This is a genomic window from Kosakonia sp. YIM B13571 (assembly GCF_042788095.1).
Taxonomy (GTDB): domain Bacteria; phylum Pseudomonadota; class Gammaproteobacteria; order Enterobacterales; family Enterobacteriaceae; genus Kosakonia; species Kosakonia quasisacchari.
Genome location: NZ_JBHZPL010000010.1, coordinates 143,031 through 168,295 on the forward strand (window position 1 = coordinate 143,031; position 25,265 = coordinate 168,295).

Here is a 25,265-nt window from a genome sequence, read left to right on the forward strand (position 1 = left end):
ACTCTCTCACGGACTATGGCCATGCTAAAAAATATACGGGTTATTACAGGCATCATTATTGCTCTTTCAGTATTTTGTCTTCTTCAACTGGTTACTGGGGGTCTTTTCTACTCTGCGGTCAATAACGACAGGGTCAACTTTCAGAACACTGGCGTTTTGAACGCGCAGCAAGAAAATCTTGGCGACAGCGTGAACACGCTTATCAAAACGCGCGTTACCGTTACCCGCGTGGCGATCCGCTTTTTGAAAAACCAGCGCGATCCGGCGTCGCTGGCCAGCATTGAAAAGCTGCTCACGACGGCGGCAGATTCTCTGGGTAAGTCCGAAGGGTATTTCAACAACTACAAAAGCACACCGCGCGTTGCCGGGCAGGACAGCGCGTTAGCTGACGAAGTGGCGCAGAACGTTACCAAAATGCACGATGTGTTGCAGCAGTCGATTGCCTTCCTGCGCGCCAATAACTACGAGGCTTATGGCAACCTCGACGCGCAGCAAGCGCAGGATGATATGGATGCCAGCTATGCCAAATGGCGGGCAGAAAACAATACTTTCCTGCAAGCCGCCGCGCAACAAAACCAGAGTAGCTTTACCAGCATGCAGTGGACGCTGGGCGTGATTTTGTTGGTGGTAATTGCGGTGATGACCGTTATCTGGCTGGGTTTGCAGCACTTGCTTCTGCGCCCGCTGCACAGTGTGATGGGGCATATTCGCGCCATCGCCGGTGGTGATTTAACGATGAGTATCTCGGCCGAAGGGCGTAATGAAATGAGCCAGCTCGCCGCTGGTTTACATGAAATGCAATCTTCGCTGGTGAAAACCGTTAGCGCAGTGCGTAACAGTTCCGATTCGATTTACACCGGGGCGAGCGAAATCTCTACCGGCAACAACGACCTCTCGTCGCGTACCGAGCAACAAGCCGCCTCGCTGGAAGAAACTGCTGCCAGCATGGAACAGTTAACCGCGACGGTGAAACAGAACACTGACAACGCCCGTCAGGCATCGCATCTGGCGAAAAACGCATCCGATACCGCCGCGCGCGGTGGCGAAGTGGTGAACAATGTGGTGCGCACGATGAGCGAAATCTCTGACAGCTCGCAGCAAATCGCCCATATCACCAGCGTGATTGACGGTATCGCCTTCCAGACCAATATTCTCGCGCTCAACGCGGCGGTAGAAGCCGCTCGCGCAGGTGAACAGGGCCGTGGTTTTGCGGTGGTGGCCGGCGAAGTCCGTACCCTGGCAAGCCGCAGTGCGCAGGCAGCTAAAGAGATCAAAACCCTGATTGATAACTCCGTGAACCGGGTGAACTCAGGTACCACGCAGGTTGCAGAAGCGGGCGATACAATGAAAGAGATCGTCAATGCGGTTACGCGCGTGACGGATATCATGGGTGAAATCGCCTCCGCATCGGAAGAACAGAGCAAAGGGATCGAGCAGGTGAGCCTCGCGGTTTCGCAAATGGACAGCGTGACGCAGCAGAACGCCTCGCTGGTACAAGAATCCGCCGCCGCCTCCGCGGCACTGGAAGAGCAAGCCGAGCAGTTGCGTCAGGCGGTTGCCGTGTTCCGTGTTAACGGGCACAGCGCGCTGCAGAATGCTAAACCGGGCAAACCGCAAGCCACGCCGCTGCGCCCGTCTACTACGGCGACACATTCAAGCAGTGATAACAACTGGGAAACGTTCTAACACCCGCTAAAAGCCAGCGCGATATCCCTGTCGCGCTGGCTTTTCTTCATTTCACGATTGCGTTTTTAAGCCGGATAGCGCCACAACGCTGTGGCGGTGATTGTCTACAGCTTGACACTCTCCTGGGCTGCATCGCTCTGTTTTGCCGTCTGCAAAAAGACCGTAAATTGCTGCCATTGCTGCTGGAGTGCGCCGATGTGGTTTTTCTCGATATCACGAATAAACGGCAGCGTTCCGCTACTGTCCACCGACTGGTTGAACTGCGTGAACCAGCTATCGCTGTCGCTGTTACTGGCGGTAATACTCAGCATGTGGTTGCGTACTGTCTGCGAATCATGCGTGCCCGCGCTCAGCTGCTCAATCGCTTGCTGGTGATAACTGGCTTGTGCTGTATCGCCCAGGCTTTGCGCCAGTGTCGACGCTTGCGCCAGCACCACGCGGTTCATCTGATCGGCCTGGTCGGCTTTTTCGGCAATAAAACCGGCGACAAACTCGCTGGCCTGCTGCTGATAATCAGCTGAGATGTACTTTGACACTACCTCATTCAGCTTCGCCTGAGTCATCGACAGATCCATCGCGCTGGTGGTGTAATCACCGCTCGCTTGCGGCGAAATGAGCGCCTGATGCAGCGCGGCAGCCATATCATCGGCGTTAACAGAAGAATGCTGGAAAAAATCAATAAACTTCACCGCGTCACCCGCGCTTTGCGGATCGGCATAGAACTCGCTGGCGAGGCTTGGCCCACGGGAATACGTGGCCATGTTAGCATTGCGGACCGTCGCCATTGCCTGGGCCGCCTTTTCGCCCTCTTCTTTGGTCGGCGCAGTGTGCCCTTCCATGCCCTTCGCCAGCGCTTCTGCTGAAATGTTGACGGAAATGGAGCTTTCCGTGACGATCTCTTTTCCGGCAAAGATGATAGTTTTCGACTGACGTACCTCGGGCAACGTCTGCAACGCGGCAGCCGAACCGACATCCTGAATGCTCATATCTTCTCCATAAAATTGACGTTAATTAGTCGGTTATCGTCTGCAGAGCAGGAGGCTTTACTTTTTTGCGCAAAATTCACGCAAAACCACCATAAATTGGGGTGTAATCAGGTGAGTTTTAATAATGGGCGGAAAACCGCCCGGCAGGGGTTAATTGCGGGTTTGCACCCAAAACGCGTGGATCAGGCCTGGGAAATAACCCAGCAGTGTAAGCAGAATGTTAATGATAAATGCCCAACCAAAGCCTTTGCCAAGCAGTACGCCCAGCGGCGGCAGGATGATGGTAAAGACAACTCGCCAGAAACCCATATTAAGCCTCCTATGCAACGCAACGTCATTCCAGCTGATTGAAAAAACAATCCCTTAAAGATTAGCCACTTTGCCTGCACCTGCCATTTTCATTGGTTATGTTTACCCTCTTTTACGCTGTACCCTGGCGGGCGTTCAGGCTATGTTTATCTTCACAAACTCATTACAAAAGGAGCAAAACATGTTTTCTGTCGGCGATATTGTGCAACCACGCATTGGCGGGCCAAAATTGAAAGTACTGGAAGTGCATCAGGATCAGATTGTCGCGGTTCCGGCCCACGACGAGCAGGCAGCAAAAATCACGCTGAAAGCGGAAGATGTCTCGCTGTATAAAGAAGACGGGGATTTTGGCGTCTGCTGATCGGCGGCGGTGGGCGTTCTCCCACCGCTTTAAACTTCATTTCCATTCAAAAAAACCACATAAACAAGCAACTCACTTTTCAGCACTAAACACTACCATTCGCGCTTAACTAGCATAAAAAATGCTGCCCACTGTTTTATTTTCCCCCCGGAAGCATAGCGCGCTGAAACGTGGCTATTTGATCACGTGCCAGTCAGTGCGCCACATCACATAGAAAATATAACTAATTGATAGTTAATACATTTAATAGCCAACCCAACAAAAATAATGAAATGCGTAAAATTCACGCAAACGCAGAGCACTTTATCCAACAAAGAAAAGAAAATAAAAATTTATCGCTAGTTGTGAGTTTCAATGCAGATAGATACTCTATCCACATCAAGCCAGCCGTTTAAAAACGCTAACACGACCGTTCATCAGCCTGTTTATTGATTATCAAGGAGCACCACCATGTTCTCTTCGCAGTCTCGCCTGCGTCACGCCGCTGCGGACACCTTTGCGATGGTTGTCTACTGTTCGGTAGTGAACATGTTGATTGAAATATTCCTCTCCGGAATGAGCTTTGAACAGTCACTTTCATCACGACTGGTAGCGATCCCGGTGAACATTATTATTGCCTGGCCTTATGGCATGTACCGCGATGCATTTATGCGTTACGCCCGCCGAATTAGCCCGTCTGGCTGGATGAAAAATCTCGCAGATGTGCTGGCTTATGTGACCTTTCAGTCACCGGTATATGTCGCCATTTTGTGGAGTGTCGGTGCCGACTGGCACCAGATTGTCGCCGCAGTCAGCTCCAATATTGTGCTGTCGATGATGATGGGCGCGGTGTACGGTTACTTCCTCGATTATTGCCGCCGCCTGTTCCGGGTGAGCAACTACCATCAGGCTAAAGCCTGATGGCTGTCGGCAGGCTTTGGTCTGCCGCCTTTTAATGCGCTTCGCCAAATAACCCCGTAATAAACTTTTCCAGCGCCACGCGCGAGCTAAAACCGTGCGGAATGCCGTAATGCTCCTGCGCATCTCCGCCGAAATAGAGCGGGAAATTCTGATAGTGATCGCACAACTTGATGTCCGAGGCGGGTTCCGCAAGCGACGAACTGCGTTCTTTCAACGTGGGGTGAATCACCAGCGCCGTGCGTCCCATACGCGCTTCGCGGTTAACATATACATAATTTTCGCCACGGCGATAACCATAGGTTTTCGGCGTAGCCACATCCATGGTGAATCCCACTTTTTCCAGCACGCGCGCCACTTCATCGGGTCTTAAATACATAGATTTTCCTCGTCATCTTTCCAAAGCCTCGCCACCTTACATGACTGAGCATGGACCGTGACTCAGAAAATTCCACAAACGAACCTGAAAGGCGTGATTGCCGTCTGGCCTTGAAAATTATGGTCTAAACTAAAATTCACATCGAAAACGAGGGAGGATCCTATGTTTAACAGACCGAATCGCCGTGACGTAGATGAAGGTGTTGAGGATATTAACCACGATGTTAACCAGCTCGCTGATAGCCTCGAAGAAGTGCTGAAATCCTGGGGTAGCGACGCGAAAGACGAAGCCGAAAGCGCACGCCGTAAAGCACAGGCGCTGCTCAAAGAGACCCGAGCGCGTCTGCATGGCCGCAGCCGTGTACAACAAGCAGCAAGAGATGCCGTGGGTTGTGCCGATACGTTTGTGAAAGACAAACCCTGGTGCAGCGTTGGCGCTGCCGCCGCGGTCGGTATTTTTGTTGGCGCGCTACTGAGCTTGCGCCGCTAACGGATTTCCGCACGACCCAACCCCTGCCGGTTTCCCCCGCAGGGGTTTTTATTTGCCTGCACATCGCCCTTTTCTGTACAAAACGCGTACAAACCGCCCTTACCCATTGTTTCCATCCTTTGGGCAAAGCCTATGATAATTTCCTATATATTGTGTGGTTGCATCTTTAAATAACTACATCTAGTATTCAAAACAGTAACACACACACTAACTGACGCGAACCTTCGCGCCGCCGTCCCATTTTAAACGGAAATACGAACTATGCGCATTACCATTTACACTAGAAATGATTGTGTTCAGTGCCACGCCACCAAACGCGCGATGGAAAGCCGTGGCCTGGCGTTCGAAATGGTGAACGTTGACCACGTGCCGCAAGCGGCAGATGAGCTACGTGCGATGGGCTTTCGTCAGTTGCCGGTGGTAGTCGCCGGGGAAATAAAATGGTCCGGTTTCCGCCCGGATATGATTAACCGCTTACACGCCACACCGAGCGTTGCCAGCGCATGAGCACCCTTGTCTACTTCTCCAGCAGCTCGGAAAACACGCAGCGTTTTATCGCGCGTCTCGGGCTGCCGGCCGTGCGCATTCCGCTTAATGAGCGTGAACGGCTCCAGGTAGACGAACCCTATATCCTGGTGGTGCCCAGTTATGGCGGCGGCGGTACGGCAGGCGCGGTTCCCCGCCAGGTGATCCGCTTTTTGAACGATCCACAAAACCGCGCATTGATTCGCGGCGTGATCGCCTCCGGCAACCGTAACTTCGGCGAAGCATTTGGTCGCGCAGGCGATGTGATATCGCAAAAATGCGCCGTGCCGTATCTGTATCGTTTTGAGCTAATGGGTACCCGGCAGGACATCGACAACGTGCGTAAAGGAGTGAGCGAATTTTGGCTACGACAACCGCAGAGCGCGTGATGCAATCCGCGCCCGATTTTCACGCGCTGAATGCGATGCTGAATCTTTATGACAAAGACGGCCGCATCCAGTTCGATAAAGACCGCGAGGCGGTGGATGCCTTTATGGCAACCCATGTGCGCCCAAATACCGTGACCTTTAACAACCAGGATGAACGTCTGAACTGGCTAGTGGCGGAAGGTTATTACGACGACAGTGTGCTGGCCCGTTACGACCGCGCTTTCGTCGTCGACTTGATTGCCGATGCGCACGCCAGCGGTTTCCGCTTCCAGACCTTTCTGGGCGCATGGAAGTTTTACACCAGCTACACGCTGAAAACCTTCGACGGCAAACGTTATCTTGAACATTTCGAAGATCGCGCCTGCATGGTGGCGCTGACGCTGGCGCAGGGCGATAAAGCGCTGGCGCGCCAGTTAACTACCGAGATCCTCTCTGGCCGTTTCCAGCCCGCGACACCAACATTCCTCAACTGCGGCAAACAACAGCGCGGCGAATTGGTCTCCTGCTTCCTGTTGCGCATTGAAGACAACATGGAATCGATTGGCCGCGCGGTGAATTCCGCGTTGCAGCTTTCCAAACGCGGCGGCGGCGTGGCATTTCTGCTCTCCAACCTGCGTGAAGCCGGCGCACCGATCAAGCGCATTGAAAACCAGTCTTCCGGGGTGATCCCGGTAATGAAAATGCTGGAAGATGCGTTTTCCTATGCCAACCAACTTGGCGCACGCCAGGGCGCGGGGGCGGTTTATCTACACGCGCATCACCCGGATATTCTGCGTTTTCTCGACACCAAGCGCGAAAACGCCGACGAGAAAATCCGTATCAAAACCCTGTCGTTGGGCGTGGTGATCCCGGATATCACTTTCCGTCTGGCGAAAGAGAACGCCGAAATGGCGCTGTTCTCGCCTTATGATGTCGAGCGTTTATACGGCAAACCGTTCGGTGACGTTGCCATCAGCGAGATGTACGAGCAATTACTGGCCGACGATCGTGTGCGTAAAAGCTACATTAACGCCCGCGATTTCTTCCAGACGCTGGCGGAAATTCAGTTTGAATCCGGCTACCCGTACATCATGTTTGAAGATACGGCCAACCGCGCCAACCCGATTGCCGGGCGCATTAACATGAGCAACCTGTGCTCGGAAATTTTGCAGGTTAACAGCGCCTCGACCTTTGATGAGAACCTTGATTACGCCGACACCGGGCGCGATATCTCCTGTAACCTTGGCTCGCTGAACATTGCGCACACCATGGATTCCCCGGACTTTGGCCGCACGGTGGAAATCGCCATTCGCGGTTTAACCGCCGTATCGGATATGAGCCACATCCGCTCGGTGCCCTCGGTGGAAAACGGTAATGCCGCCTCGCACGCCATCGGGCTTGGACAGATGAACCTGCATGGTTATCTGGCGCGCGAAGGCATCGCCTACGGCAGCCCGGAAGGGCTCGATTTCACCAATTTCTATTTCTACACCATCACCTGGCATGCACTGCATACCTCAATGATGATCGCCCGTGAGCGCGGTCAACATTTTGCCGGTTTCCCGGCCTCGCGCTACGCCAGCGGCGAGTATTTCAACCAGTACCTTGAGAGCGACTGGCAACCGAAAACGGAAAAAGTGCGGGCGCTGTTTGAACGTGCTGGCATCACAATCCCAACCCGTGAGATGTGGCAACAACTGCGTGAGGATGTGATGCGCTACGGGATCTATAACCAGAATCTGCAGGCGGTGCCGCCCACCGGGTCGATTTCCTATATCAACCATGCGACGTCGAGTATTCACCCGATTGTGTCGAAAATTGAGATCCGTAAGGAAGGTAAAACCGGGCGCGTTTACTACCCGGCGCCTTTTATGACCAACGACAACCTGGCACTGTACGAAGACGCCTACGAAATCGGGCCGGAAAAGATCATTGATACCTACGCCGAAGCCACGCGCCATGTGGATCAAGGGCTGTCGCTGACGCTGTTTTTTAAAGACACCGCCACCACCCGCGATATCAACAAAGCACAGATTTACGCCTGGAAAAAAGGCATCAAGTCGCTGTATTACATTCGCCTGCGCCAGCTTGCGCTGGAAGGCACCGAAATCCAGGGCTGCGTGTCCTGCGCGTTGTAAGGAGAAAAGGATGAGCCAACTATCACGCGTCAGCGCGGTTAACTGGAACAAAATCCAGGACGATAAAGACCTGGAAGTGTGGAACCGCCTGACCAGCAATTTTTGGTTGCCGGAAAAAGTGCCGCTGTCGAACGACATTCCCGCCTGGCAAACCTTAAGCCCGGCAGAACAGCAGCTTACCATTCGTGTATTTACCGGGCTGACGCTGCTCGACACCATTCAAAACAGCGTGGGTGCGCCCGCGTTGATGGCGGATGCGCTAACGCCGCACGAAGAAGCTGTATTGTCGAATATCAGCTTTATGGAAGCGGTACATGCCCGCTCTTACAGCTCTATTTTCTCTACGCTATGCCAGACCAAAGATGTCGATGCAGCCTACAGCTGGAGCGAAGAGAACCCTGCCTTACAGCGCAAAGCGCAGCAGGTGTTGCAGTATTACCGCGCCGACGAACCGCTGAAGAAAAAAATCGCCAGCGTGTTTCTGGAATCGTTCCTGTTCTATTCCGGCTTCTGGCTACCGATGTATTGGTCGAGCCGTGGCAAGCTCACCAATACCGCCGATTTGATTCGTCTGATCATTCGCGATGAAGCGGTACACGGCTACTACATTGGTTATAAGTACCAGAAAGGACTGGAAAAAGTGAGTGCAGAAAAACGCGAAGAGTTGAAAACCTTCGCGCTGGATCTGCTGATGGATCTCTACGATAACGAACTCCGTTACACCGACGATCTGTACGCCGATAGTGGCTGGGCCGAGGACGTGAAAGCGTTTCTCTGCTACAACGCCAACAAAGCGCTGATGAATCTCGGTTATGAGCCGTTATTCCCACCGGAAATGGCCGAAGTGAACCCGGCAATTTTGTCTGCGCTCTCGCCAAATGCCGATGAGAACCACGACTTTTTCTCCGGCTCCGGCTCGTCATATGTGATGGGTAAAGCCGTCGAAACCGAAGACGAAGACTGGAACTTCTGATCTTTTTTTCCTCTCCCATTCGGGAGAGGAATATTCCCATTAATATTGCATTTAAAATAACCCGCCACAAAAAAAGGATATTGTTATTTCAATAATGTCCTGACGATTTATCTGCACAATATCCATCCAGCTTCTACACTGTAATTGTTACGTCATTTTCATCTGAATCAGCTCTATTCAGGTGCGATCTCCCGATGAATTCTAAAAAAATCTCACCCGCCGCCAGCCCTTATTTCATGGGAAATGGCGGCAATTATTGCATCAGTAAATTCTCAAAGTCAGGGAATTCAGGGTTGTCTCAAATTCTGAGTATGCTAGGGTATAACCAGTCAATTATTCTCACCAGGTACGATATCGACACAATAAATAACAGGAACTTTATTATTGCATGGCAATTAAATTAGAAGTTAAAAACCTTTATAAGATATTTGGCGAGCATCCGCAGCGGGCTTTCAAATATATTGAAAAAGGGCTTTCGAAAGAACACATTCTGGAAAAAACGGGTCTGTCGCTTGGCGTTAAAGACGCCAGTCTGGCCATTGAAGAAGGCGAGATATTTGTCATCATGGGGTTATCCGGTTCGGGTAAATCCACTATGGTACGCCTTCTCAATCGCCTGATTGAACCCACCCGCGGACAGGTGCTGATTGACGGCGTGGATATCGCCAGAATATCAGACGCCGAATTACGCGAGGTGCGCAGGAAAAAGATTGCGATGGTTTTCCAGTCATTTGCGCTAATGCCCCATATGACGGTGCTGGATAATGCCGCTTTTGGCATGGAATTAGCCGACATTCCGGCGCAAGAACGCCAGGAAAAAGCGCTGGATGCGCTACGTCAGGTCGGTCTGGAGAATTATGCGCACAGTTATCCGGATGAACTTTCTGGCGGTATGCGCCAGCGTGTTGGTCTGGCGCGCGCATTAGCCATCAATCCCGATATCTTATTAATGGATGAAGCCTTCTCCGCGCTCGATCCATTAATTCGCACCGAAATGCAGGATGAACTGGTAAAGCTTCAGGCAAAACACCAGCGCACCATTGTATTTATTTCCCACGATCTGGATGAAGCGATGCGTATTGGCGACAGGATTGCCATTATGCAAAACGGTGAAGTGGTGCAGGTCGGCACGCCGGATGAAATATTGAATAATCCGGCCAATGATTATGTGCGTACCTTCTTCCGTGGTGTGGATATTAGCCAGGTATTTAGTGCCAAAGATATTGCGCGTCGAACCCCGGTGGGGCTGATTCGCAAAACGCCTGGCTTCGGCCCGCGTTCAGCGCTGAAATTGTTGCAGGATGAAGATCGTGAATTCGGTTATGTGATTGAACGCGGCAATAAATTTGTCGGCGTTGTCTCTATCGACTCCCTGAAAGAGGCGCTCGGCCAAAGCCAGGGGATCGAGGCGGCGTTGATTGACGTCCCGCTTGCGGTGGATGCCGAAACGCCGCTCAGCGAGTTGCTCTCGCACGTCGGGCAGGCGCCCTGTGCCGTGCCGGTGGTGGGTGAAGAGCAACAGTACGTGGGCATCATCTCCAAAAGGATGCTGCTGCAAGCTTTAGATCGCGAGGGGGCAAACCATGGCTGATCAAAACAACCCGTGGGATAGCGCACCTGCAACCGACAACGCCGCGCAGTCTGCGGATGCATGGGGCGGCGGTAGTAGCGCGCCAACCGATGGCAGCAGCGCAGACTGGCTGCACAGCGCACCAGCGCCCGCACCGGAACATTTCAATATTATGGACCCGTTCCATAAAACGCTGATCCCGCTTGATAGCTGGGTAACACAGGCGATCGACTGGGTGGTGATGCACTTCCGCCCGCTGTTTCAGGGCATTCGCGTGCCGGTGGATTACATCCTCAGCGCGTTTCAGCAAATGCTGCTGGGCATGCCTGCGCCGGTGGCGATTATTCTTTTCTCGCTGATCGCCTGGCAGATGAGTAGCGCCGGAATGGGTATTGCCACGCTGGTGTCGCTGATTGCCATTGGCGCCATCGGTGCCTGGTCGCAGGCGATGGTGACATTAGCGCTGGTGCTGACCGCCCTGCTGTTCTGCGTGGTGATCGGCTTGCCGATGGGGATCTGGCTGGCACGTAGCCAGCGCGCGGCGAAAATCGTTCGCCCGCTGTTGGATGCGATGCAGACCACACCGGCATTTGTCTATCTGGTGCCGATTGTGATGCTGTTTGGTATCGGCAACGTGCCGGGCGTGGTGGTGACAATCATCTTCGCCCTGCCGCCGGTGGTGCGTCTGACCATTCTCGGCATTAACCAGGTGCCAGCCGATTTGATAGAAGCCTCGCGCTCATTTGGCGCAAGCCCGCGCCAGATGTTGTTTAAAGTACAGTTACCACTGGCCATGCCTACCATTATGGCGGGAATTAACCAGACGTTGATGCTTGCCCTCTCCATGGTAGTGATCGCCTCGATGATCGCCGTTGGCGGGCTTGGTCAGATGGTACTGCGCGGAATCGGCCGCCTTGATATGGGGCTTGCCACCGTGGGTGGCGTGGGGATTGTTATTCTCGCCATCATTCTCGACCGCCTGACGCAGGCTGTCGGTCGCGATTCCCGCAGTCGCGGTAATCGCCGCTGGTATCAAACCGGCCCGCTGGGTCTGCTGACCCGCCCTTTCGCTAAATAATCTGTCGCCCGGCAACCTTGCCGGGTAGCAGTATCCCACCTGAACAATAAGGAACAACGATGCGACATAGCGTACTTTTTGCCACAGCGTTTGCCACCCTTGTCTCGACCAGTGCATTTGCTGCGGACGCAGAACTGCCAGGCAAAGGCATCACCGTCAAGCCATTTCAAAGCACTATCGCCGAAGAGAGCTTCCAGACATTGCTGGTGGGCCGCGCTCTAGAAAAACTCGGTTATACCGTGAACACCCCGGATGAAGTGGATTACAACGTGGGTTACACCTCGATGGCGGCAGGTGATGTCACCTTTACCGCCGTCAACTGGCAACCGCTACATGACGACATGTATGCCGCCGCCGGGGGCGACAAAAAATTCTACCGTGAAGGCACCTATGTCACCGGCGCGGCGCAGGGGTATTTGATCGATAAGAAGACCGCCGAGAAATATCACATCACCAACATTGAGCAGCTAAAAGATCCAAAAATCGCCAAACTGTTTGACGGTAACGGCGACGGCAAAGCCGACATGATGGGTTGCTCACCGGGCTGGGGCTGTGAAGCGGTGATTAACCACCAGCATCAGGCTTACGGCCTTGAAAACACCGTCACCGTTAACCACGGGAACTACTCAGCGATGATGGCAGATACCATCACCCGCTTCAAAGAAGGCAAACCGGTGCTCTATTACACCTGGACGCCTTACTGGGTCAGCGATGTGCTGAAACCGGGTAAAGATGTGGTGTGGCTGCAAGTCCCGTTCTCTTCCCTGCCAGGGGAACAGAAAGATATTGATACCAAGCTGCCAAACGGCATGAACTACGGTTTCCCGGTGAACACCATGCATATTGTTGCCAACAAAGCCTGGGCCGAGAAAAACCCGGCGGCGGCGAAACTTTTCGCCGTGATGAAACTGCCGCTGGCCGACATCAATGCGGAGAACGCCATGATGCATGCGGGCAAATCGTCTGAAGCGGATATTCAGGGTCACGTTGATGGCTGGATCAAAGCTCACCAGCAGCAATTCGACGGATGGATCAAAGAGGCCCTTGCCGCACAGAAATAACCTGTTGCGCTAAGCCTTCCCAAAGCGCCATCGGTTTTATGCCGGATGGCGCTTTTGCTTATTCAGGCCGCCTGTTCGCCTGTTCGCCTGTTCGCCTGTTCGCCTGTTCGCCTGTTCGCCTGGCAGGATACGCAACAGCACGTTCCGACACGTGTTCTTCCTCACAAAATTCAATCTATTGGCTATCATGATTGTCTGGAAAAACATACCTGACTCACAACGCCAATGACCACACCGAACCAGGGCCTTAGCCCGGCGCTGATTGCGCTGATGTCCGTTGCCACCGGCCTCGCCGTTGCCAGCAACTACTACGCGCAACCGCTCCTCGATACTATCGCCCACGCCTTTTCACTCACGCCCAACCAGGCTGGATTTATCGTCACCGCCGCCCAGCTTGGCTACGCCGCCGGGCTGTTATTTCTCGTGCCGCTTGGCGATATGTTCGAACGACGTTCGCTGATTGTGCTGATGACGCTGCTGTCGGCAGGCGGCATGCTGATCACCGCCAGTAGTTCGTCGCTCGGGCTGATGATCCTCGGCACCGCACTGACCGGGCTGTTTTCCGTGGTGGCGCAAATTCTCGTGCCGTTGGCCGCCACGCTGGCAACGCCAGACAAACGCGGCAAAGTGGTGGGCACGATTATGAGCGGTCTGCTGCTCGGCATTTTGCTGGCGCGCACCGTTGCCGGATTGCTGGCAAGCCTCGGCGGTTGGCGCACGGTTTACTGGGTCGCCAGCGTGTTAATGGTCCTGATGGCGCTGGCGCTGTGGCGCGGGCTACCGAAACTCAAACAAGAAAATCACCTTAATTACCTGCAACTGCTTGGCTCGGTATTTGGCCTGTTTGCTGGCGACAAACTGTTACGTACCCGGGCAATGCTTGGCTGCCTGAGCTTTGCTAACTTCAGCATTTTGTGGACGTCAATGGCGTTTTTGCTGGCCTCACCGCCGTTTCAATTCTCCGAAGCGACGATTGGTTTGTTTGGTCTGGTGGGCGCAGCAGGCGCACTCGGCGCGCGGCAAGCCGGTGGGTTGGCGGATCGGGGACATTCCCATCTCACCACCACCGGCGGCCTGATTCTGTTGCTGCTCTCCTGGGTGGCTATCTGGCTTGGACACAGCTCGGTTATCGCATTGATTATTGGCATTATCGTGCTGGATCTCACCGTACAGGGAGTGCATATCACCAACCAGACGGTTATCTATCGCGTTAAACCGGACGCACGAAACCGCCTGACCGCCGGGTATATGACCAGCTATTTTATTGGCGGCGCGGCAGGCTCACTGATCTCCGCCTCCGCCTGGCAACACGCAGGCTGGACGGGGGTTTGCCTGGCGGGTAGCGTTCTGGCGCTGCTGAATCTGCTGGTTTGGTGGCGAGGATTTCACCGCCAGGAGGCGGCAATGTAAGCAACCACCCACGTTTGCACGTTTCGGAGGAACACCGGGGTGTTAACGAGTCCCTCAGTCTGTTAAGGTTATGGGACTTGTTTATCCCGGTTATATTAACGTGGGTGATATATAACAAACATTATGGATATGGATAGTTCAGTAACCGCAACAAAGAGCACGTCTGACCAGAGCGCGACCTTTATGGAAGGTATCAAAGACAGCCTTCCCATCGTTTTGAGCTACGTCCCCGTTGCGTTTGCCTTTGGCATGAATGCCACCAAACTCGGTTTTACCCCACTCGAAAGCGTTTTCTTCTCCTGCATTATTTATGCGGGTGCCAGCCAGTTCGTCATCACCACCATGCTTGCTGCGGGTAGCGCATTATGGGTTGCCGCGCTGACTGTGATGGCCATGGATGTTCGCCACGTGCTTTATGGCCCGTCGCTACGCAGCCGTATTCTGCAACCGCTCAAAAACCGTAAAACTGCCGTCTGGGCTTTTGGTCTGACGGATGAGGTATTTGCCGCCGCCACGGCTAAGCTGGTGCGTGACAACCGCCGCTGGAGCGAAAACTGGATGATTGGCATCGCCCTATTCTCGTGGCTTTCATGGGTAGCGGGCACCGTGCTGGGCGCGTTTTCCGGCGACGGACTGCTGGAAGGTTATCCAGCGGTGGAATCAGCGTTAGGGTTTATGTTGCCCGCGCTGTTTATGAGCTTCCTGCTGGCCTCGTTCCAGCGTCGTCAGATAAGTGCCGTCACGGCGGCGCTGCTCGGCGCACTGGCGGGCGTTACGCTGTTTTCTATTCCTGCTGCAATTCTGGCCGGGATTTTCGCCGGCTGTCTCGCCGCGCTGGTACAGGCGTTTTATCAAGGAGCACCTGATGCGCAATGAGGTGCTGCTACTCGGCCTGCTGGTGGGCTGCGTCAATTTTTTATTCCGTTATCTTCCGTTGCGTCTCCGCACCGGGCAGACGCGCCCGACGAAACGCGGCGTGAGCAGTGTGTTTTTGGACACCATTGGCATTGCGTCTATCTGTGCGCTGCTGGTGGTCTCCTGCGTGCCGGAAATCACCGCCGACAGCCGCCGCCTGTTGCCAACGCTTGCCGGTTTCGCCGTGCTCGGCGTGAGCTTCTGGAAAACACGCAGCATAATTATCCCCACGCTACTGAGCGCTTTCGCGTACGGAATCGTCTGGAAACTCCTGGCAGATGTATAGATAAGGCAAATTTATTACTACAAATAATACATTTACTTTATTTGTCACTGTCGTTACTATATCGACTGCAATTAATGAGGTCATACCCAAATGGATAGTTCGTTTACGCCCATCGAACAAATGCTTAAGTTTCGCGCCAGCCGCTATGAAGATTTCCCGTTTCAGGAAATTCTGTTGACTCGCCTGTGTATGCATATGCAGGGCAAGCTGCTGGAAAACCGCAATAAGATGCTGAAAGCGCAGGGCATTAACGAGACGTTGTTTATGGCGCTGATTACGCTGGAATCCCAGGAAAATCATAGTATTCAGCCGTCAGAGCTGAGTAGCGCGCTGGGGTCATCCCGTACCAATGCAACACGCATTGCCGATGAGCTGGAAAAGCGCGGCTGGATTGAGCGTCGCGAAAGTGATAACGATCGCCGCTGTCTGCATCTGCAACTGACCGATAAAGGTCATGAGTTCCTGCGCCAGGTTCTGCCCCCGCAGCATAACTGCCTGCATCAACTCTGGTCTTCGCTGAGCGTTAGCGAAAAAGATCAGCTTGAGCATATCACCCGAAAACTCCTGACGCGCCTCGACCAGATGGAAGAGGACGACGTCATTCTCGAGGCGTTGCGCTAACGCGATAAGACGCTCGAATATCCAGGATATAAGAATACTGAAAAGCCGGTATCTACTGGCTTTTTTGGCAAAAACAGGCCGGCGTTTGCCGGGATGAAAATAAGAAGATCGTGGAGAAAAGCATGAGCGCAAATGCGGAGAGCCAAACCCCGCAGCAACCGGTCAAAAAGAAAGGCAAACGTAAAAGTACCCTTCTTCTACTGACCTTGCTCTTTATTGTTATTGCCGTGGCATACGGGATTTATTGGTTTTTGGTACTGCGTCACTTCGAGGAAACCGATGACGCATACGTAGCAGGGAACCAGGTACAAATTATGGCGCAGGTGTCTGGCAGCGTGACGAAAGTCTGGGCTGACAACACCGATTTTGTAAAACAGGGCGATGTGCTGGTGACGCTGGACGCAACCGACGCGCAACAGGCGTTTGAAAAAGCGCAAACCGCGCTGGCAAGCAGCGTTCGCCAAACCCGCCAGTCAATCATCAACAGCAAACAGTTGCAGGCGAGCATTGAGCTGAAAAAAACCGCCCTCGCCCAGGCGCAGAGCGATTTTAACCGCCGCGTGCCGCTCGGCAGTGCCAACCTGATTGGTCGTGAAGAGCTGCAACACGCCCGTGACGCCGTGGCCAGCGCACAAGCAGAGCTGGATGTCGCCATTCAGCAATACAACGCTAACCAGGCCATCGTGCTCGACACTCGTCTGGAAGATCAGCCCGCGGTAAAACAGGCTGCGACCGAAGTTCGCAATAGCTGGCTGGCACTGCAACGGACTAAAATCGTCAGCCCAATCACCGGCTATGTTTCCCGCCGCGCCGTACAGCCTGGCGCGCAGATCACCACATCAACCGCGCTGATGGCGGTCGTTCCGGCCAGCAATCTGTGGGTGGATGCAAATTTCAAAGAGACTCAACTCGCGCATATGCGTATTGGTCAGAGTGCCACCATTATCAGCGACATTTACGGTGATGATGTGAAGTACACCGGTAAAATCGTTGGCCTGGATATGGGCACCGGCAGTGCCTTCTCGCTGCTGCCTGCGCAAAATGCCACCGGTAACTGGATCAAAGTGGTTCAGCGTCTGCCGGTACGTATTGAGCTGGATGCAAAACAGCTTGCCGATCATCCGTTGCGTATTGGCCTCTCCACGCTGGTAAAAGTGGATACCGCCGATCGCGAAGGCCAGATACTGGCAAGCCAGGTGCGCACCAGCCCGGCCTATGAAAGCAATGCCCGGGAAATCAGCCTTGAACCGGTCAACACGTTGATCGAAAACATCGTGAAAGCCAACGCCGGTTAATCTGAGGTGAGTGCAATGCAACAGAAACCGCTGGAAGGCGCGCAACTGGTCATTATGACCATTGCGTTGTCGCTTGCGACCTTCATGCAGGTGCTGGACTCGACCATCGCTAACGTTGCTATTCCGACTATTGCCGGTAACCTTGGCTCCTCGCTGAGCCAGGGTACCTGGGTGATCACCTCTTTCGGGGTGGCGAACGCCATTTCGATTCCGATCACCGGCTGGCTGGCGAAACGCGTTGGGGAAGTGAAGCTGTTTCTCTGGTCTACCGTCGCCTTCGCTATCGCATCCTGGGCATGCGGCGTGTCCAATAGCCTGGGGATGCTGATCTTCTTTCGCGTGATCCAGGGGATTGTCGCCGGACCGCTGATCCCGCTGTCACAGAGCTTGTTGCTCAGCAACTATCCGCCCGCGAAGCGCTCTATCGCGCTGGCGCTGTGGTCAATGACGGTGATCGTCGCGCCGATTTGTGGGCCGATCCTCGGCGGTTATATCAGTGATAACTATCACTGGGGTTGGATCTTCTTTATCAACGTGCCGATCGGTGCGCTGGTGGTGTTGCTCACATTACAAAGCCTGCGTGGGCGCGAAACGCGTACCGAACAGCGGCGCATTGATGGCGTAGGGCTGGCATTGCTGGTCATCGGTATCGGTAGTCTGCAAGTGATGCTCGATCAGGGCAAAGAGCTGGACTGGTTTAATTCGACGGAGATCGTCGTGCTGACGATTGTCGCCGTGGTGTCGATAAGCTTCCTGGTGGTGTGGGAGTTGACCGACGATAACCCGATAGTTGATCTGTCGCTGTTTAAGTCGCGCAACTTTACCATCGGCTGTTTGTGTATCAGCCTTGCCTATATGCTCTACTTCGGCGCGATTGTATTGCTGCCGCAGTTATTGCAGGAGGTGTATGGCTATACCGCGACCTGGGCGGGGCTGGCTTCCGCGCCGGTTGGCGTGATCCCGGTACTGCTGTCGCCAATTATCGGCCGCTTCGCGCATAAGCTGGATATGCGGCGTCTGGTGACGTTCAGCTTTATCATGTACGCGGTGTGCTTCTACTGGCGCGCGTATACCTTCGAGCCGGGCATGGATTTTGGCGCTTCGGCGTGGCCTCAGTTCATTCAGGGTTTTGCGGTGGCGTGCTTCTTTATGCCGCTGACGACCATCACCCTTTCCGGTTTGCCGCCGGAGCGGCTGGCGGCGGCGTCGAGCCTGTCGAACTTCGCGCGTACGCTGGCGGGCTCCATCGGCACCTCGATCACCACTACGCTATGGACTAACCGGGAATCGCTGCACCATGCGCAGCTTACGGAGTCGGTAAATCCGTACAATCCGAACTCGCAGGAAATCTATAACCAGTTGCAGGGGATGGGCATGTCGCAGCAACAGGCTTCAGGCTGGATAGCGACCCAGATAACCAACCAGGGGTTGATTATCTCCGCCAACGAGATTTTCTGGTTCTCTGCGGGGGTGTTCCTGCTCTTGCTGGGGCTGGTGTGGTTTGCCAAACCGCCATTTGGCGCGGGTGGTGGCGGCGGCGCGCATTAACCTGAAAAGCAAATCGCCTCTTGAAGGGAGGCGATTTTTTAACTGCTTTCTTTACTTCTCAATGCCGAGGACTTCCAGCGTCATCACGGAAGTCACGCCGGGTGGCACCGCGCCAGGTATACCTTCCTCGCCATAAGCCAACTCAAACGGAACATAAATCTTCATCCGACCGCCAACAACCAGCTTTTTCACACCAGTTCGCATCACCAGCGGTAATTCGCTCACCCGCGCCGTATTGACCTCACCCTGCGCCAGAACTTGCCCGGAACTGACCTTTTCATCCACTTTGAAACGGATGACATCGGTATCGCCAATAGCGGCACCCGGCCCACGTTTTTCAACCAAATAGACCACGCCATTATCCGCTCGCACCGCGCCCTTTAGCTTCGCCGCATCGGCCAGCAACTGCTGCCCTTGCTTCTTATTCCGGGCTATGTCACGTTGCCGCGCATCGTCTACCTGCTTGTTGAGCGTACTGAGGACCTTTTCAAGGTCAGCATTCGGCATTTGCAGACTGCCCGCAAATTTATCCTGCAGGCCTTGTAGAAAAGCCTGCGGCATAAATTGTTGCCCAATGTCTTTCAGCGTTTCGCTTTCCAACTGAACTTTTGCCGCAAACCAGACACCCCAGGCATAGTTCACGCGCGCAAGCTCAGACTTATCCGCCGCCAGCGAGAATGCCGGTGAATTCGCTTTACTCGCCTCATTTTCCGCAGTAGGTGCCACACTCTTCGCAGCAGCGAGCTGCTGTTCCATTTGCGCCTTATCTTCGCCGCTCTGTTTTAATTTCGCTTCCAGCACGGCGATGCGTGATGCGTGATCTACGGCTTGTTTCGTGCCGGCAGCAAGCTGACCGGCTATTTCATCGCGCTTTTTATTCGCCTCGGCAAGCTGCGTTTGCTGATCTGCGGTTTGTTTGGTGGCGTCAGCGAACTGGCTGGTTATCTCGTCGCGTTTTTTATTCGCATCGGTAAGCTGCTTTTCCTGTTCTGCGGTTTTCGTAGCTGCCTGTTGCAGCTTCGCGCTGAGCTCCGCACCCTGCTTTTTCGCTTCCGCCAGCTGCTGTTCCGCCTGTGCTTTCTCTTCGCTGCGCTGTTTCAGCGTTGCTTCCAGTGTGGCGATGTGCGATGTCTGCCCCCCAGCCTGTTTCGTGGCGGCAGAGAGCTGGCTGGTTATCTCGTCGCGTTTTTTATTCGCCTCGGCAAGCTGCTTTTCCTGTTCTGCGGTTTTCGTGGCTGCCTGTTGCAGCTTCGCGCTGAGCTCTGCACTCTGCTTTTTCGCTTCCGCCAGCAGCTGTTCCGCCTGCGCTTTCTCTTCGCTGCGCTGTTTCAGCGTTGCTTCCAGTGTGGCGATGTGCGATGTCTGCCCCCCAGCCTGTTTCATGGCGTCAGCGAGCTGGCTGGTTATCTCGTCGCGTTTTTTATTCGCATCGGTAAGCTGCTTTTCCTGTTCTGCGGTTTTCGTGGCCGCCTGTTGCAGCTTCGCGCTGAGCTCTGCACTCTGCTTTTTCGCTTCCGCCAGTTGCTGTTCCGCCTGCGCTTCCTCTTCGCTGCGCTGCTGCAACGCATCTTTCAACGTCGTAATACGCTGAGCCTGCTCACTCATCTTTTTCGCGGCAGCATCAATGTAATTATTTGCCTCTTCGCGCTTGTTATTCGCTGCGGCAAGTTGCTTCTCGCTGGCCTGGAGCTGTTGTTGTAGCTGTTTATTTTCACTACTACTGACCGGGAGCTGCTGCTGTCGTTGTTTGTTATCGTTGCCTGCGTTATTTTTTGGCTGCACGGGCGTCGCTGGGGTCTGCTTTTTCCGCAGAGCTTCTGTTTCACGCCGTGATTCCATGAGCTTGCGTTTCAGAGATCTGATTTCTTGCTCACTCGTCTCTTTTTTTTGTGCAGCCTGCTGTTTAACAGCAGCATGTGACGAAGGCGTAGCAACCGAACCTGCATTTCCATGATCAGCCGTAAACGGAGACTGCGGCTCGGCTGAGATTATGTGCTCCTCGTTTAGGCGTTCGAGTAATGAGGCAGGCTCAGCGCGGGTGGCTGAGGATGATATAGCCGATAACAGCACAGCAGATGAATAAAGTAGTTTTCTCATAACTGTTTCAGGGCATTTGCGCGACTGGACATATTAGTGAATACCGCGCTGCGCACGCGCGAGCAAACAACTTCAATCTTACTATCAATTTCGGATTTCATTATTTCTGCAGAATTTTTATCAATTATCGGTCGATTTCGCTTGTAGACTTCATAGCTTTTATTAATCGTATTAAATTGCTGTTTGTAGGTTTCAAATGCGGAGTTATCCAGACCTTTTAATGCAGTCAGAAGCTCGTAACATTGCTGCGCCTGCTGTTTCTGCGGAGCATCCTTTACCACGGAGGGCACCGTTGATTTAACACAACCCGTTAATGTAAAGGGCAAAACGAAGGAGAGACATAAAAGATAAGAGTGTGAACGCCGCATAATATCCTCATCACTTAGGCATATTATTTCACTGAATTACATTCAGTTAATAAATAAATTAAACGTGAAATATCCGTCAAATAACAACAGGGGTGAAAACTATCATGCTGAGATTTAAATAACAACAAGAAGCCCTATAGCTGCAATGGATATTATTGACGCATTATCATTTCATTATAAATAATGAAATATAATATTTTCACTGAATGAATAGAATACAGAAGGCGTGCGGATAAAATAATAATGCCGCCTTCTGGGCAGAAAGGCGGCATGGGAAACTAGATGTGCAGTTCCTGCAATTTCTCTTTCGGCAGGGCGAGTTCTTCGTTGCTGTTAACGCGAACATCGCGATCGAGGATGTGACGCGCGATTTCTTGCGCTTCTTCCAGAGAGTGCATTTGGTATGTCCCGCACTGATAGATGTTCAGTTCCGGGATCTGATTCTGCTCTTTTACTTTCAGAACATCTGTCATCGCCGCTTTCCAGGCATCGGCAACGCGCTGCTCATCCGGCGTACCGATCAGGCTCATGTAGAAACCGGTGCGGCAACCCATCGGAGAGATGTCGATGATCTCAACGCCGTTGCCGTTGAGGTGGTTACGCATAAAACCGGCGAACAGGTGCTCAAGTGTATGGATACCTTTTTCCGGCATCACTTCTTTGTTCGGTACGCAGAAACGCAGGTCGAATACGGTAATGGTGTCGCCATGCGGCGTGTCCATAGTCTTGGCAACACGGACTGCTGGCGCTTCCATACGGGTATGATCGACAGTGAAGCTATCCAATAATGGCATTTAGTCACCTCCGACAGTGATTTTTTAAAAATAAAATGAACTCTTTTTTCCCGTGCGAGTCTGAGTATATGAAAGACGCGCATTTGTTATCATCATCCCTGAACTTCAGAGATGAAATTTTGGCCACAGAGATGTGGCCTTTTTCTTTTGTATCAGGCGTGGCGCGCGAGTAACGCCTCGAATGACTCCGTATCCCCGGCTTCAACCTCGGCCTGACGCGCCAGCGACGCTTTGCACTCGGCGATAAAATCTTCCTCGAGCAAAATTTCCAATGGCTCTTCACGCAGCTGCGAGCGGTACTGGTCGCCCAGCGCTTTTCCCGTGCCGCCAATACCATTATCAATCATTGACCGCAGAATGCGCGCAGAGAATGTCAATTCCGGATCGTCAAAGCTGGCAACCAACTGGTCGCACACTTTTTCGTACTCTTTGCCACCGTACACGCCATCCAGCGTCTGCGCTACTCGTTTCAAATCGCTAAACAGATCCTTACCTACCTGAGCAAGCGGGAACTGTGCGGTTTCGCAGCCAATGCCGAGCGTCAAACCGGGTTTACGCCCTTCCAGTATCACGCGATTCCAGTTAGTACGGGTGCACAGCAGCTCATCGCTGCTCATTTCCGGCGCATCAGCCAACACGCACCAGACCATAAACAGATCGAGGAAGCGCACCTGCTGCTCATCAACGCCAATAGCGGTGAACGGGTTGATATCCAGAGAACGAACTTCGATGTACTCAATCCCGCCACGTAGCAATGCATCCGATGGCGTTTCGCCACTGCGAGTCACACGTTTCGGGCGAATCGGCGCATATAGCTCGTTTTCAATCTGCAGAATATTGGTGTTGATCTGTAAGTATTTGCCCTCTTTCTTCAGACCAATTTTGGCGTATTCCTCAGAAGGCGTTTTGATTGCGCGTTTCAGGGCCACCACATAGTCGTGCAGATTATTGAATGTAATACCGAGATTGCTTTGCGATTTATTGGTATAGCCGAGATCGCTCAGGCGTAATGAGGTCGCATAAGGCAAGTAGTACATACCGTTCGCCGTTTTCTCAAACGGCAGCGTTGTCGGTTTCCCTTGCAGGAACGACGGGCAAATTGCTGGCGAAGCGCCAAACAGATACGGGATAACCCAGCCAAACCGGTAGTAATTGCGGATGAGGCGGAAATAACCTTCCGATACCGATTCTTTATCAGTACTGCCGCTTTTCGCTTCCCAGAAGGCCATCGGCAGCGAGAAATTGTAATGCACCCCGGAAATGGTTTGCATCAGTGCGCCATAGCGATTTTTCAGCCCTTCGCGATAGAGCGTTTTCAGGCGCCCTATATTGGAAGTGCCATACTGCGCCAGCTCAATATCCTGACCATCCTTGATATAGCACGGCATACTCAACGGCCACATGCGTTCGTCGCCAATCTGGCGCGCAGTGTAGCGATGAATATCGCGCATGATGGTCAGCATATGATCGATATCGCCATCTACCGGAGTGATAAATTCCAGCAGCGCTTCAGCAAAATCGGTGGTGATCCATTTATGGGTCAGTGCTGAGCCAAGCGCAGCCGCGTGACCCGTAGTTGCCAGAGAGCCATCCGCATTTACGCGCAGCGTTTCACGCTCAAGACCGCGTTGTATCCCCTTCAGAGCTTGAGGATGTTTTTCCAGCCAGGACAGCGCCTGTGATACGTCCGGGATCAAATTGACCTCCCGCCTGTCATAATCATTTTATTAAGCATAATTGTAATGGTTGACGATTAAAGGTCACTCACTCAGTCCAATTAGTGCCACCACGTCATGCCCTGCAGCGTTACAAAGGCGATCGCCAAATAGCGCAACGCTTTGCCAAGGCATAAAAAAATCAGTACTGGCCCCCAAGACAGGCGCATCCAGCCTGCCAGCAGGCACAGCAAGTCGCCTATAACAGGCACCCAGCTTAATAACAGCGCTGCCGCGCCGTATCGTTTAAGCCAGTCGGTCGCTTTTTCCTGCCAGCGCGATGTTTTACGCTGTGGGAAGAAACGCCCAAGAATAACGTTAGTCAGGCCTCCAAGGCTATTACCCATTGTTGCTATTACAACAAGAAGCCAGGGCTGACTAACGTGAGAAATTAACATTGCAACCAGCACGACCTCAGAATTGCCAGGCAACAGCGTGGCACTGAGAAAGCTGCTGGAAAACAGCGACAACAGCGACAGCGCGTCACTCACAATAAGCGTACGTCCACGACGTCCATACCGGCTGCACGCGCCGCCTGAAGCCCGAAATCTGCATCTTCAAAAACGATGCACTGCGTCGGTTCCACCCCCATGCTTTGTGCACAAAGCAGGAAAGTATCGGGCGCGGGTTTGTGATGTTTAACATGATCGGCTGCAATAACGGCGTCAAAGTAACCTCGTAGTCCAAGGTGTGCCAGCAGCGCTTCCGCAATTGCGCTTTCGCTACCTGTTCCTACCGACATAGGACGACGACCATGCCACTCTTTCACCACCTCGATAAGCGGTAATGGGCGAACAGAATCCAGCAGCATCGCTTTTACAGCCGCCGTCTTTTCTTGAGCCAATAGATGAGGAGCAAGATCGCCCTGGTTGGCTTCAATAATGGATTGCGCGATACGCCAGGTTGGAGAGCCGTTAAGCCCAATCATCGCCTGTTCGTCAAAACGCATACCATAACGCCCGAGCACTTCATGCCAGGCTTTACGGTGAGTTGGCTCTGTATCAAGAATTGTGCCGTCCATATCGAAAATCAGACCAGCGTAACGTTCGTACATCATGTTCTCACAAAGCGGATAACAAACAGTTACTTTAACGTAAACAGTCATTTTTGTCGCTGCCAGCAAGTGAGAAGCATTATGTTGGCATGATTTGGCTTGGGTAACCGGTGAGACGAAGTTTTGTGTTTTGCGAAGGTGATGCGGTCTGGAGAATGGCTTTGTTTAGCTTGCAGACTCTTGTCGAAGCAGCATTATTCTTGCTGGTATCAGCAGAAACATGCATTAAACCTGAGAGAATAAATCGACGGGGGTATCGCAGAAGATGGTGCATCCGGGAGGATTCGAACCTCCGACCGCTCGGTTCGTAGCCGAGTACTCTATCCAGCTGAGCTACGGATG

At 53.1% G+C, this 25,265-nt stretch carries 26 protein-coding genes; 17 read left to right on the top strand and 9 right to left on the bottom strand.

Annotated elements, in window-relative coordinates; genetic code table 11:
- The first annotated feature begins 21 nt into the window (after positions 1-21).
- A complete protein-coding gene (locus ACFX4O_RS19760) occupies positions 22-1,686 on the top strand; it encodes a methyl-accepting chemotaxis protein (RefSeq protein WP_380210281.1) in 1,665 nt (554 codons plus the stop codon).
- Positions 1,687-1,790: 104 nt separating this feature from the next.
- On the opposite strand, the gene ACFX4O_RS19765 is transcribed toward ACFX4O_RS19760, so the two are convergent.
- Positions 1,791-2,672: a hypothetical protein gene (locus ACFX4O_RS19765; protein WP_380210279.1), complete on the bottom strand. Its 882-nt coding sequence runs from the start codon at positions 2,670-2,672 to the stop codon at positions 1,791-1,793.
- A gap of 150 nt (positions 2,673-2,822) precedes the next feature.
- Positions 2,823-2,981, bottom strand: a complete 159-nt coding sequence (locus ACFX4O_RS19770; RefSeq protein WP_017459341.1) for a YqaE/Pmp3 family membrane protein — start codon at positions 2,979-2,981, stop codon at positions 2,823-2,825.
- Between the two features lie 181 nt (positions 2,982-3,162).
- Here ACFX4O_RS19770 and ACFX4O_RS19775 point away from each other — a divergent pair, with 181 nt between their 5' ends.
- Entirely contained in the window at positions 3,163-3,342 is a 180-nt protein-coding gene (locus tag ACFX4O_RS19775; protein WP_020454900.1) for a hypothetical protein, read from the top strand.
- A 450-nt stretch (positions 3,343-3,792) separates the two neighbouring features.
- Positions 3,793-4,242 carry an L-alanine exporter AlaE gene (gene alaE / locus ACFX4O_RS19780; RefSeq protein WP_131408859.1) on the top strand — a complete coding sequence of 150 codons (450 nt, stop codon included), beginning with the start codon at positions 3,793-3,795 and terminating at the stop codon, positions 4,240-4,242.
- Between the two features lie 31 nt (positions 4,243-4,273).
- Here alaE and ACFX4O_RS19785 read toward each other — a convergent pair whose 3' ends face one another.
- Positions 4,274-4,618, bottom strand: coding sequence for a DUF2002 family protein (locus ACFX4O_RS19785; RefSeq protein ID WP_017459338.1), 345 nt, complete (start codon positions 4,616-4,618; stop codon positions 4,274-4,276).
- 162 nt (positions 4,619-4,780) lie between these two features.
- On the opposite strand from ACFX4O_RS19785, the gene ACFX4O_RS19790 reads away from it, so the two are divergent.
- The 14 genes from ACFX4O_RS19790 to emrB all read left to right on the top strand — a co-directional run bounded on the left by ACFX4O_RS19790 (position 4,781) and on the right by emrB (position 18,895).
- Positions 4,781-5,107, top strand: coding sequence for a DUF883 domain-containing protein (locus ACFX4O_RS19790; RefSeq protein WP_380210277.1), 327 nt, complete (start codon positions 4,781-4,783; stop codon positions 5,105-5,107).
- A 261-nt stretch (positions 5,108-5,368) separates the two neighbouring features.
- The gene (gene nrdH / locus ACFX4O_RS19795; RefSeq protein ID WP_380210275.1) at positions 5,369-5,614 is read left to right on the top strand and encodes a glutaredoxin-like protein NrdH; all 246 of its coding nucleotides are present in this window, start codon (positions 5,369-5,371) and stop codon (positions 5,612-5,614) included.
- Positions 5,611-6,021, top strand: a complete 411-nt coding sequence (nrdI, locus tag ACFX4O_RS19800; RefSeq protein ID WP_380210274.1) for a class Ib ribonucleoside-diphosphate reductase assembly flavoprotein NrdI — start codon at positions 5,611-5,613, stop codon at positions 6,019-6,021. Before nrdH ends, nrdI begins: the two co-directional genes overlap by 4 nt.
- Complete coding sequence (gene nrdE, locus ACFX4O_RS19805; protein WP_380210272.1) at positions 5,994-8,138, top strand: class 1b ribonucleoside-diphosphate reductase subunit alpha; 2,145 nt, start codon at positions 5,994-5,996, stop codon at positions 8,136-8,138. The genes nrdI and nrdE overlap by 28 nt, the downstream gene beginning before the upstream one ends.
- Positions 8,139-8,148: 10 nt before the next feature.
- Positions 8,149-9,111, top strand: a complete 963-nt coding sequence (gene nrdF / locus ACFX4O_RS19810; RefSeq protein WP_380210270.1) for a class 1b ribonucleoside-diphosphate reductase subunit beta — start codon at positions 8,149-8,151, stop codon at positions 9,109-9,111.
- Between the two features lie 388 nt (positions 9,112-9,499).
- Positions 9,500-10,702 carry a glycine betaine/L-proline ABC transporter ATP-binding protein ProV gene (proV, locus tag ACFX4O_RS19815; protein ID WP_380210268.1) on the top strand — a complete coding sequence of 401 codons (1,203 nt, stop codon included), beginning with the start codon at positions 9,500-9,502 and terminating at the stop codon, positions 10,700-10,702.
- Positions 10,695-11,759, top strand: a complete 1,065-nt coding sequence (gene proW, locus ACFX4O_RS19820) for a glycine betaine/L-proline ABC transporter permease ProW (RefSeq protein ID WP_305735225.1) — start codon at positions 10,695-10,697, stop codon at positions 11,757-11,759. The genes proV and proW overlap by 8 nt, the downstream gene beginning before the upstream one ends.
- A gap of 59 nt (positions 11,760-11,818) precedes the next feature.
- A complete protein-coding gene (gene proX / locus ACFX4O_RS19825) occupies positions 11,819-12,820 on the top strand; it encodes a glycine betaine/L-proline ABC transporter substrate-binding protein ProX (protein ID WP_380210266.1) in 1,002 nt (333 codons plus the stop codon).
- Between the two features lie 225 nt (positions 12,821-13,045).
- Entirely contained in the window at positions 13,046-14,230 is a 1,185-nt protein-coding gene (locus tag ACFX4O_RS19830) for an MFS transporter (RefSeq protein ID WP_131408843.1), read from the top strand.
- Positions 14,231-14,359: 129 nt separating this feature from the next.
- Complete coding sequence (locus ACFX4O_RS19835) at positions 14,360-15,106, top strand: AzlC family ABC transporter permease (protein ID WP_380210264.1); 747 nt, start codon at positions 14,360-14,362, stop codon at positions 15,104-15,106.
- The gene (ygaH, locus tag ACFX4O_RS19840; protein WP_131408839.1) at positions 15,096-15,431 is read left to right on the top strand and encodes an L-valine transporter subunit YgaH; all 336 of its coding nucleotides are present in this window, start codon (positions 15,096-15,098) and stop codon (positions 15,429-15,431) included. The genes ACFX4O_RS19835 and ygaH overlap by 11 nt, the downstream gene beginning before the upstream one ends.
- Positions 15,432-15,521: 90 nt before the next feature.
- A complete protein-coding gene (gene mprA / locus ACFX4O_RS19845) occupies positions 15,522-16,052 on the top strand; it encodes a transcriptional repressor MprA (protein WP_017459325.1) in 531 nt (176 codons plus the stop codon).
- Positions 16,053-16,102: 50 nt separating this feature from the next.
- The gene (emrA, locus tag ACFX4O_RS19850; protein WP_131408837.1) at positions 16,103-17,347 is read left to right on the top strand and encodes a multidrug efflux MFS transporter periplasmic adaptor subunit EmrA; all 1,245 of its coding nucleotides are present in this window, start codon (positions 16,103-16,105) and stop codon (positions 17,345-17,347) included.
- 15 nt (positions 17,348-17,362) lie between these two features.
- Positions 17,363-18,895, top strand: a complete 1,533-nt coding sequence (emrB, locus tag ACFX4O_RS19855) for a multidrug efflux MFS transporter permease subunit EmrB (protein ID WP_131408835.1) — start codon at positions 17,363-17,365, stop codon at positions 18,893-18,895.
- 51 nt (positions 18,896-18,946) lie between these two features.
- Here the strand turns inward: emrB and ACFX4O_RS19860 are convergent, their stop codons facing one another.
- The 6 genes from ACFX4O_RS19860 to yqaB form a co-directional block, all read right to left on the bottom strand.
- Complete coding sequence (locus tag ACFX4O_RS19860; RefSeq protein WP_380210261.1) at positions 18,947-20,677, bottom strand: FKBP-type peptidyl-prolyl cis-trans isomerase N-terminal domain-containing protein; 1,731 nt, start codon at positions 20,675-20,677, stop codon at positions 18,947-18,949.
- A 311-nt stretch (positions 20,678-20,988) separates the two neighbouring features.
- On the bottom strand, positions 20,989-21,273 hold the full coding sequence (locus tag ACFX4O_RS19865; protein WP_086873709.1) for a hypothetical protein: 285 nt from the start codon (positions 21,271-21,273) through the stop codon (positions 20,989-20,991).
- A 365-nt stretch (positions 21,274-21,638) separates the two neighbouring features.
- Positions 21,639-22,154 (bottom strand): S-ribosylhomocysteine lyase, encoded by a 516-nt coding sequence (gene luxS, locus ACFX4O_RS19870; protein ID WP_131408831.1) that lies wholly within the window; start codon positions 22,152-22,154, stop codon positions 21,639-21,641.
- 152 nt (positions 22,155-22,306) lie between these two features.
- Positions 22,307-23,851, bottom strand: coding sequence for a glutamate--cysteine ligase (gene gshA, locus ACFX4O_RS19875; protein WP_380210258.1), 1,545 nt, complete (start codon positions 23,849-23,851; stop codon positions 22,307-22,309).
- 80 nt (positions 23,852-23,931) lie between these two features.
- A complete protein-coding gene (locus tag ACFX4O_RS19880; protein ID WP_131408827.1) occupies positions 23,932-24,360 on the bottom strand; it encodes a YqaA family protein in 429 nt (142 codons plus the stop codon).
- Positions 24,357-24,923 carry a fructose-1-phosphate/6-phosphogluconate phosphatase gene (gene yqaB, locus ACFX4O_RS19885; protein ID WP_380210474.1) on the bottom strand — a complete coding sequence of 189 codons (567 nt, stop codon included), beginning with the start codon at positions 24,921-24,923 and terminating at the stop codon, positions 24,357-24,359. The genes ACFX4O_RS19880 and yqaB overlap by 4 nt, the downstream gene beginning before the upstream one ends.
- Between the last annotated feature and the right edge of the window lie 342 nt (positions 24,924-25,265).

Bases quoted from the DNA above. Each gene is read 5' to 3' on its own strand.
- ACFX4O_RS19760 (WP_380210281.1), top strand. From the start codon at position 22: ATGCTAAAAAATATACGGGTTATTACAGGCATCATTATTGCTCTTTCA.
- ACFX4O_RS19765 (WP_380210279.1), bottom strand. From the start codon at position 2,672: ATGAGCATTCAGGATGTCGGTTCGGCTGCCGCGTTGCAGACGTTGCCC.
- ACFX4O_RS19770 (WP_017459341.1), bottom strand. From the start codon at position 2,981: ATGGGTTTCTGGCGAGTTGTCTTTACCATCATCCTGCCGCCGCTGGGC.
- ACFX4O_RS19775 (WP_020454900.1), top strand. From the start codon at position 3,163: ATGTTTTCTGTCGGCGATATTGTGCAACCACGCATTGGCGGGCCAAAA.
- alaE (WP_131408859.1), top strand. From the start codon at position 3,793: ATGTTCTCTTCGCAGTCTCGCCTGCGTCACGCCGCTGCGGACACCTTT.
- ACFX4O_RS19785 (WP_017459338.1), bottom strand. From the start codon at position 4,618: ATGTATTTAAGACCCGATGAAGTGGCGCGCGTGCTGGAAAAAGTGGGA.
- ACFX4O_RS19790 (WP_380210277.1), top strand. From the start codon at position 4,781: ATGTTTAACAGACCGAATCGCCGTGACGTAGATGAAGGTGTTGAGGAT.
- nrdH (WP_380210275.1), top strand. From the start codon at position 5,369: ATGCGCATTACCATTTACACTAGAAATGATTGTGTTCAGTGCCACGCC.
- nrdI (WP_380210274.1), top strand. From the start codon at position 5,611: ATGAGCACCCTTGTCTACTTCTCCAGCAGCTCGGAAAACACGCAGCGT.
- nrdF (WP_380210270.1), top strand. From the start codon at position 8,149: ATGAGCCAACTATCACGCGTCAGCGCGGTTAACTGGAACAAAATCCAG.
- proV (WP_380210268.1), top strand. From the start codon at position 9,500: ATGGCAATTAAATTAGAAGTTAAAAACCTTTATAAGATATTTGGCGAG.
- proW (WP_305735225.1), top strand. From the start codon at position 10,695: ATGGCTGATCAAAACAACCCGTGGGATAGCGCACCTGCAACCGACAAC.
- proX (WP_380210266.1), top strand. From the start codon at position 11,819: ATGCGACATAGCGTACTTTTTGCCACAGCGTTTGCCACCCTTGTCTCG.
- ACFX4O_RS19830 (WP_131408843.1), top strand. From the start codon at position 13,046: ATGACCACACCGAACCAGGGCCTTAGCCCGGCGCTGATTGCGCTGATG.
- ACFX4O_RS19835 (WP_380210264.1), top strand. From the start codon at position 14,360: ATGGATAGTTCAGTAACCGCAACAAAGAGCACGTCTGACCAGAGCGCG.
- ygaH (WP_131408839.1), top strand. From the start codon at position 15,096: ATGCGCAATGAGGTGCTGCTACTCGGCCTGCTGGTGGGCTGCGTCAAT.
- mprA (WP_017459325.1), top strand. From the start codon at position 15,522: ATGGATAGTTCGTTTACGCCCATCGAACAAATGCTTAAGTTTCGCGCC.
- emrB (WP_131408835.1), top strand. From the start codon at position 17,363: ATGCAACAGAAACCGCTGGAAGGCGCGCAACTGGTCATTATGACCATT.
- luxS (WP_131408831.1), bottom strand. From the start codon at position 22,154: ATGCCATTATTGGATAGCTTCACTGTCGATCATACCCGTATGGAAGCG.
- yqaB (WP_380210474.1), bottom strand. From the start codon at position 24,923: ATGTACGAACGTTACGCTGGTCTGATTTTCGATATGGACGGCACAATT.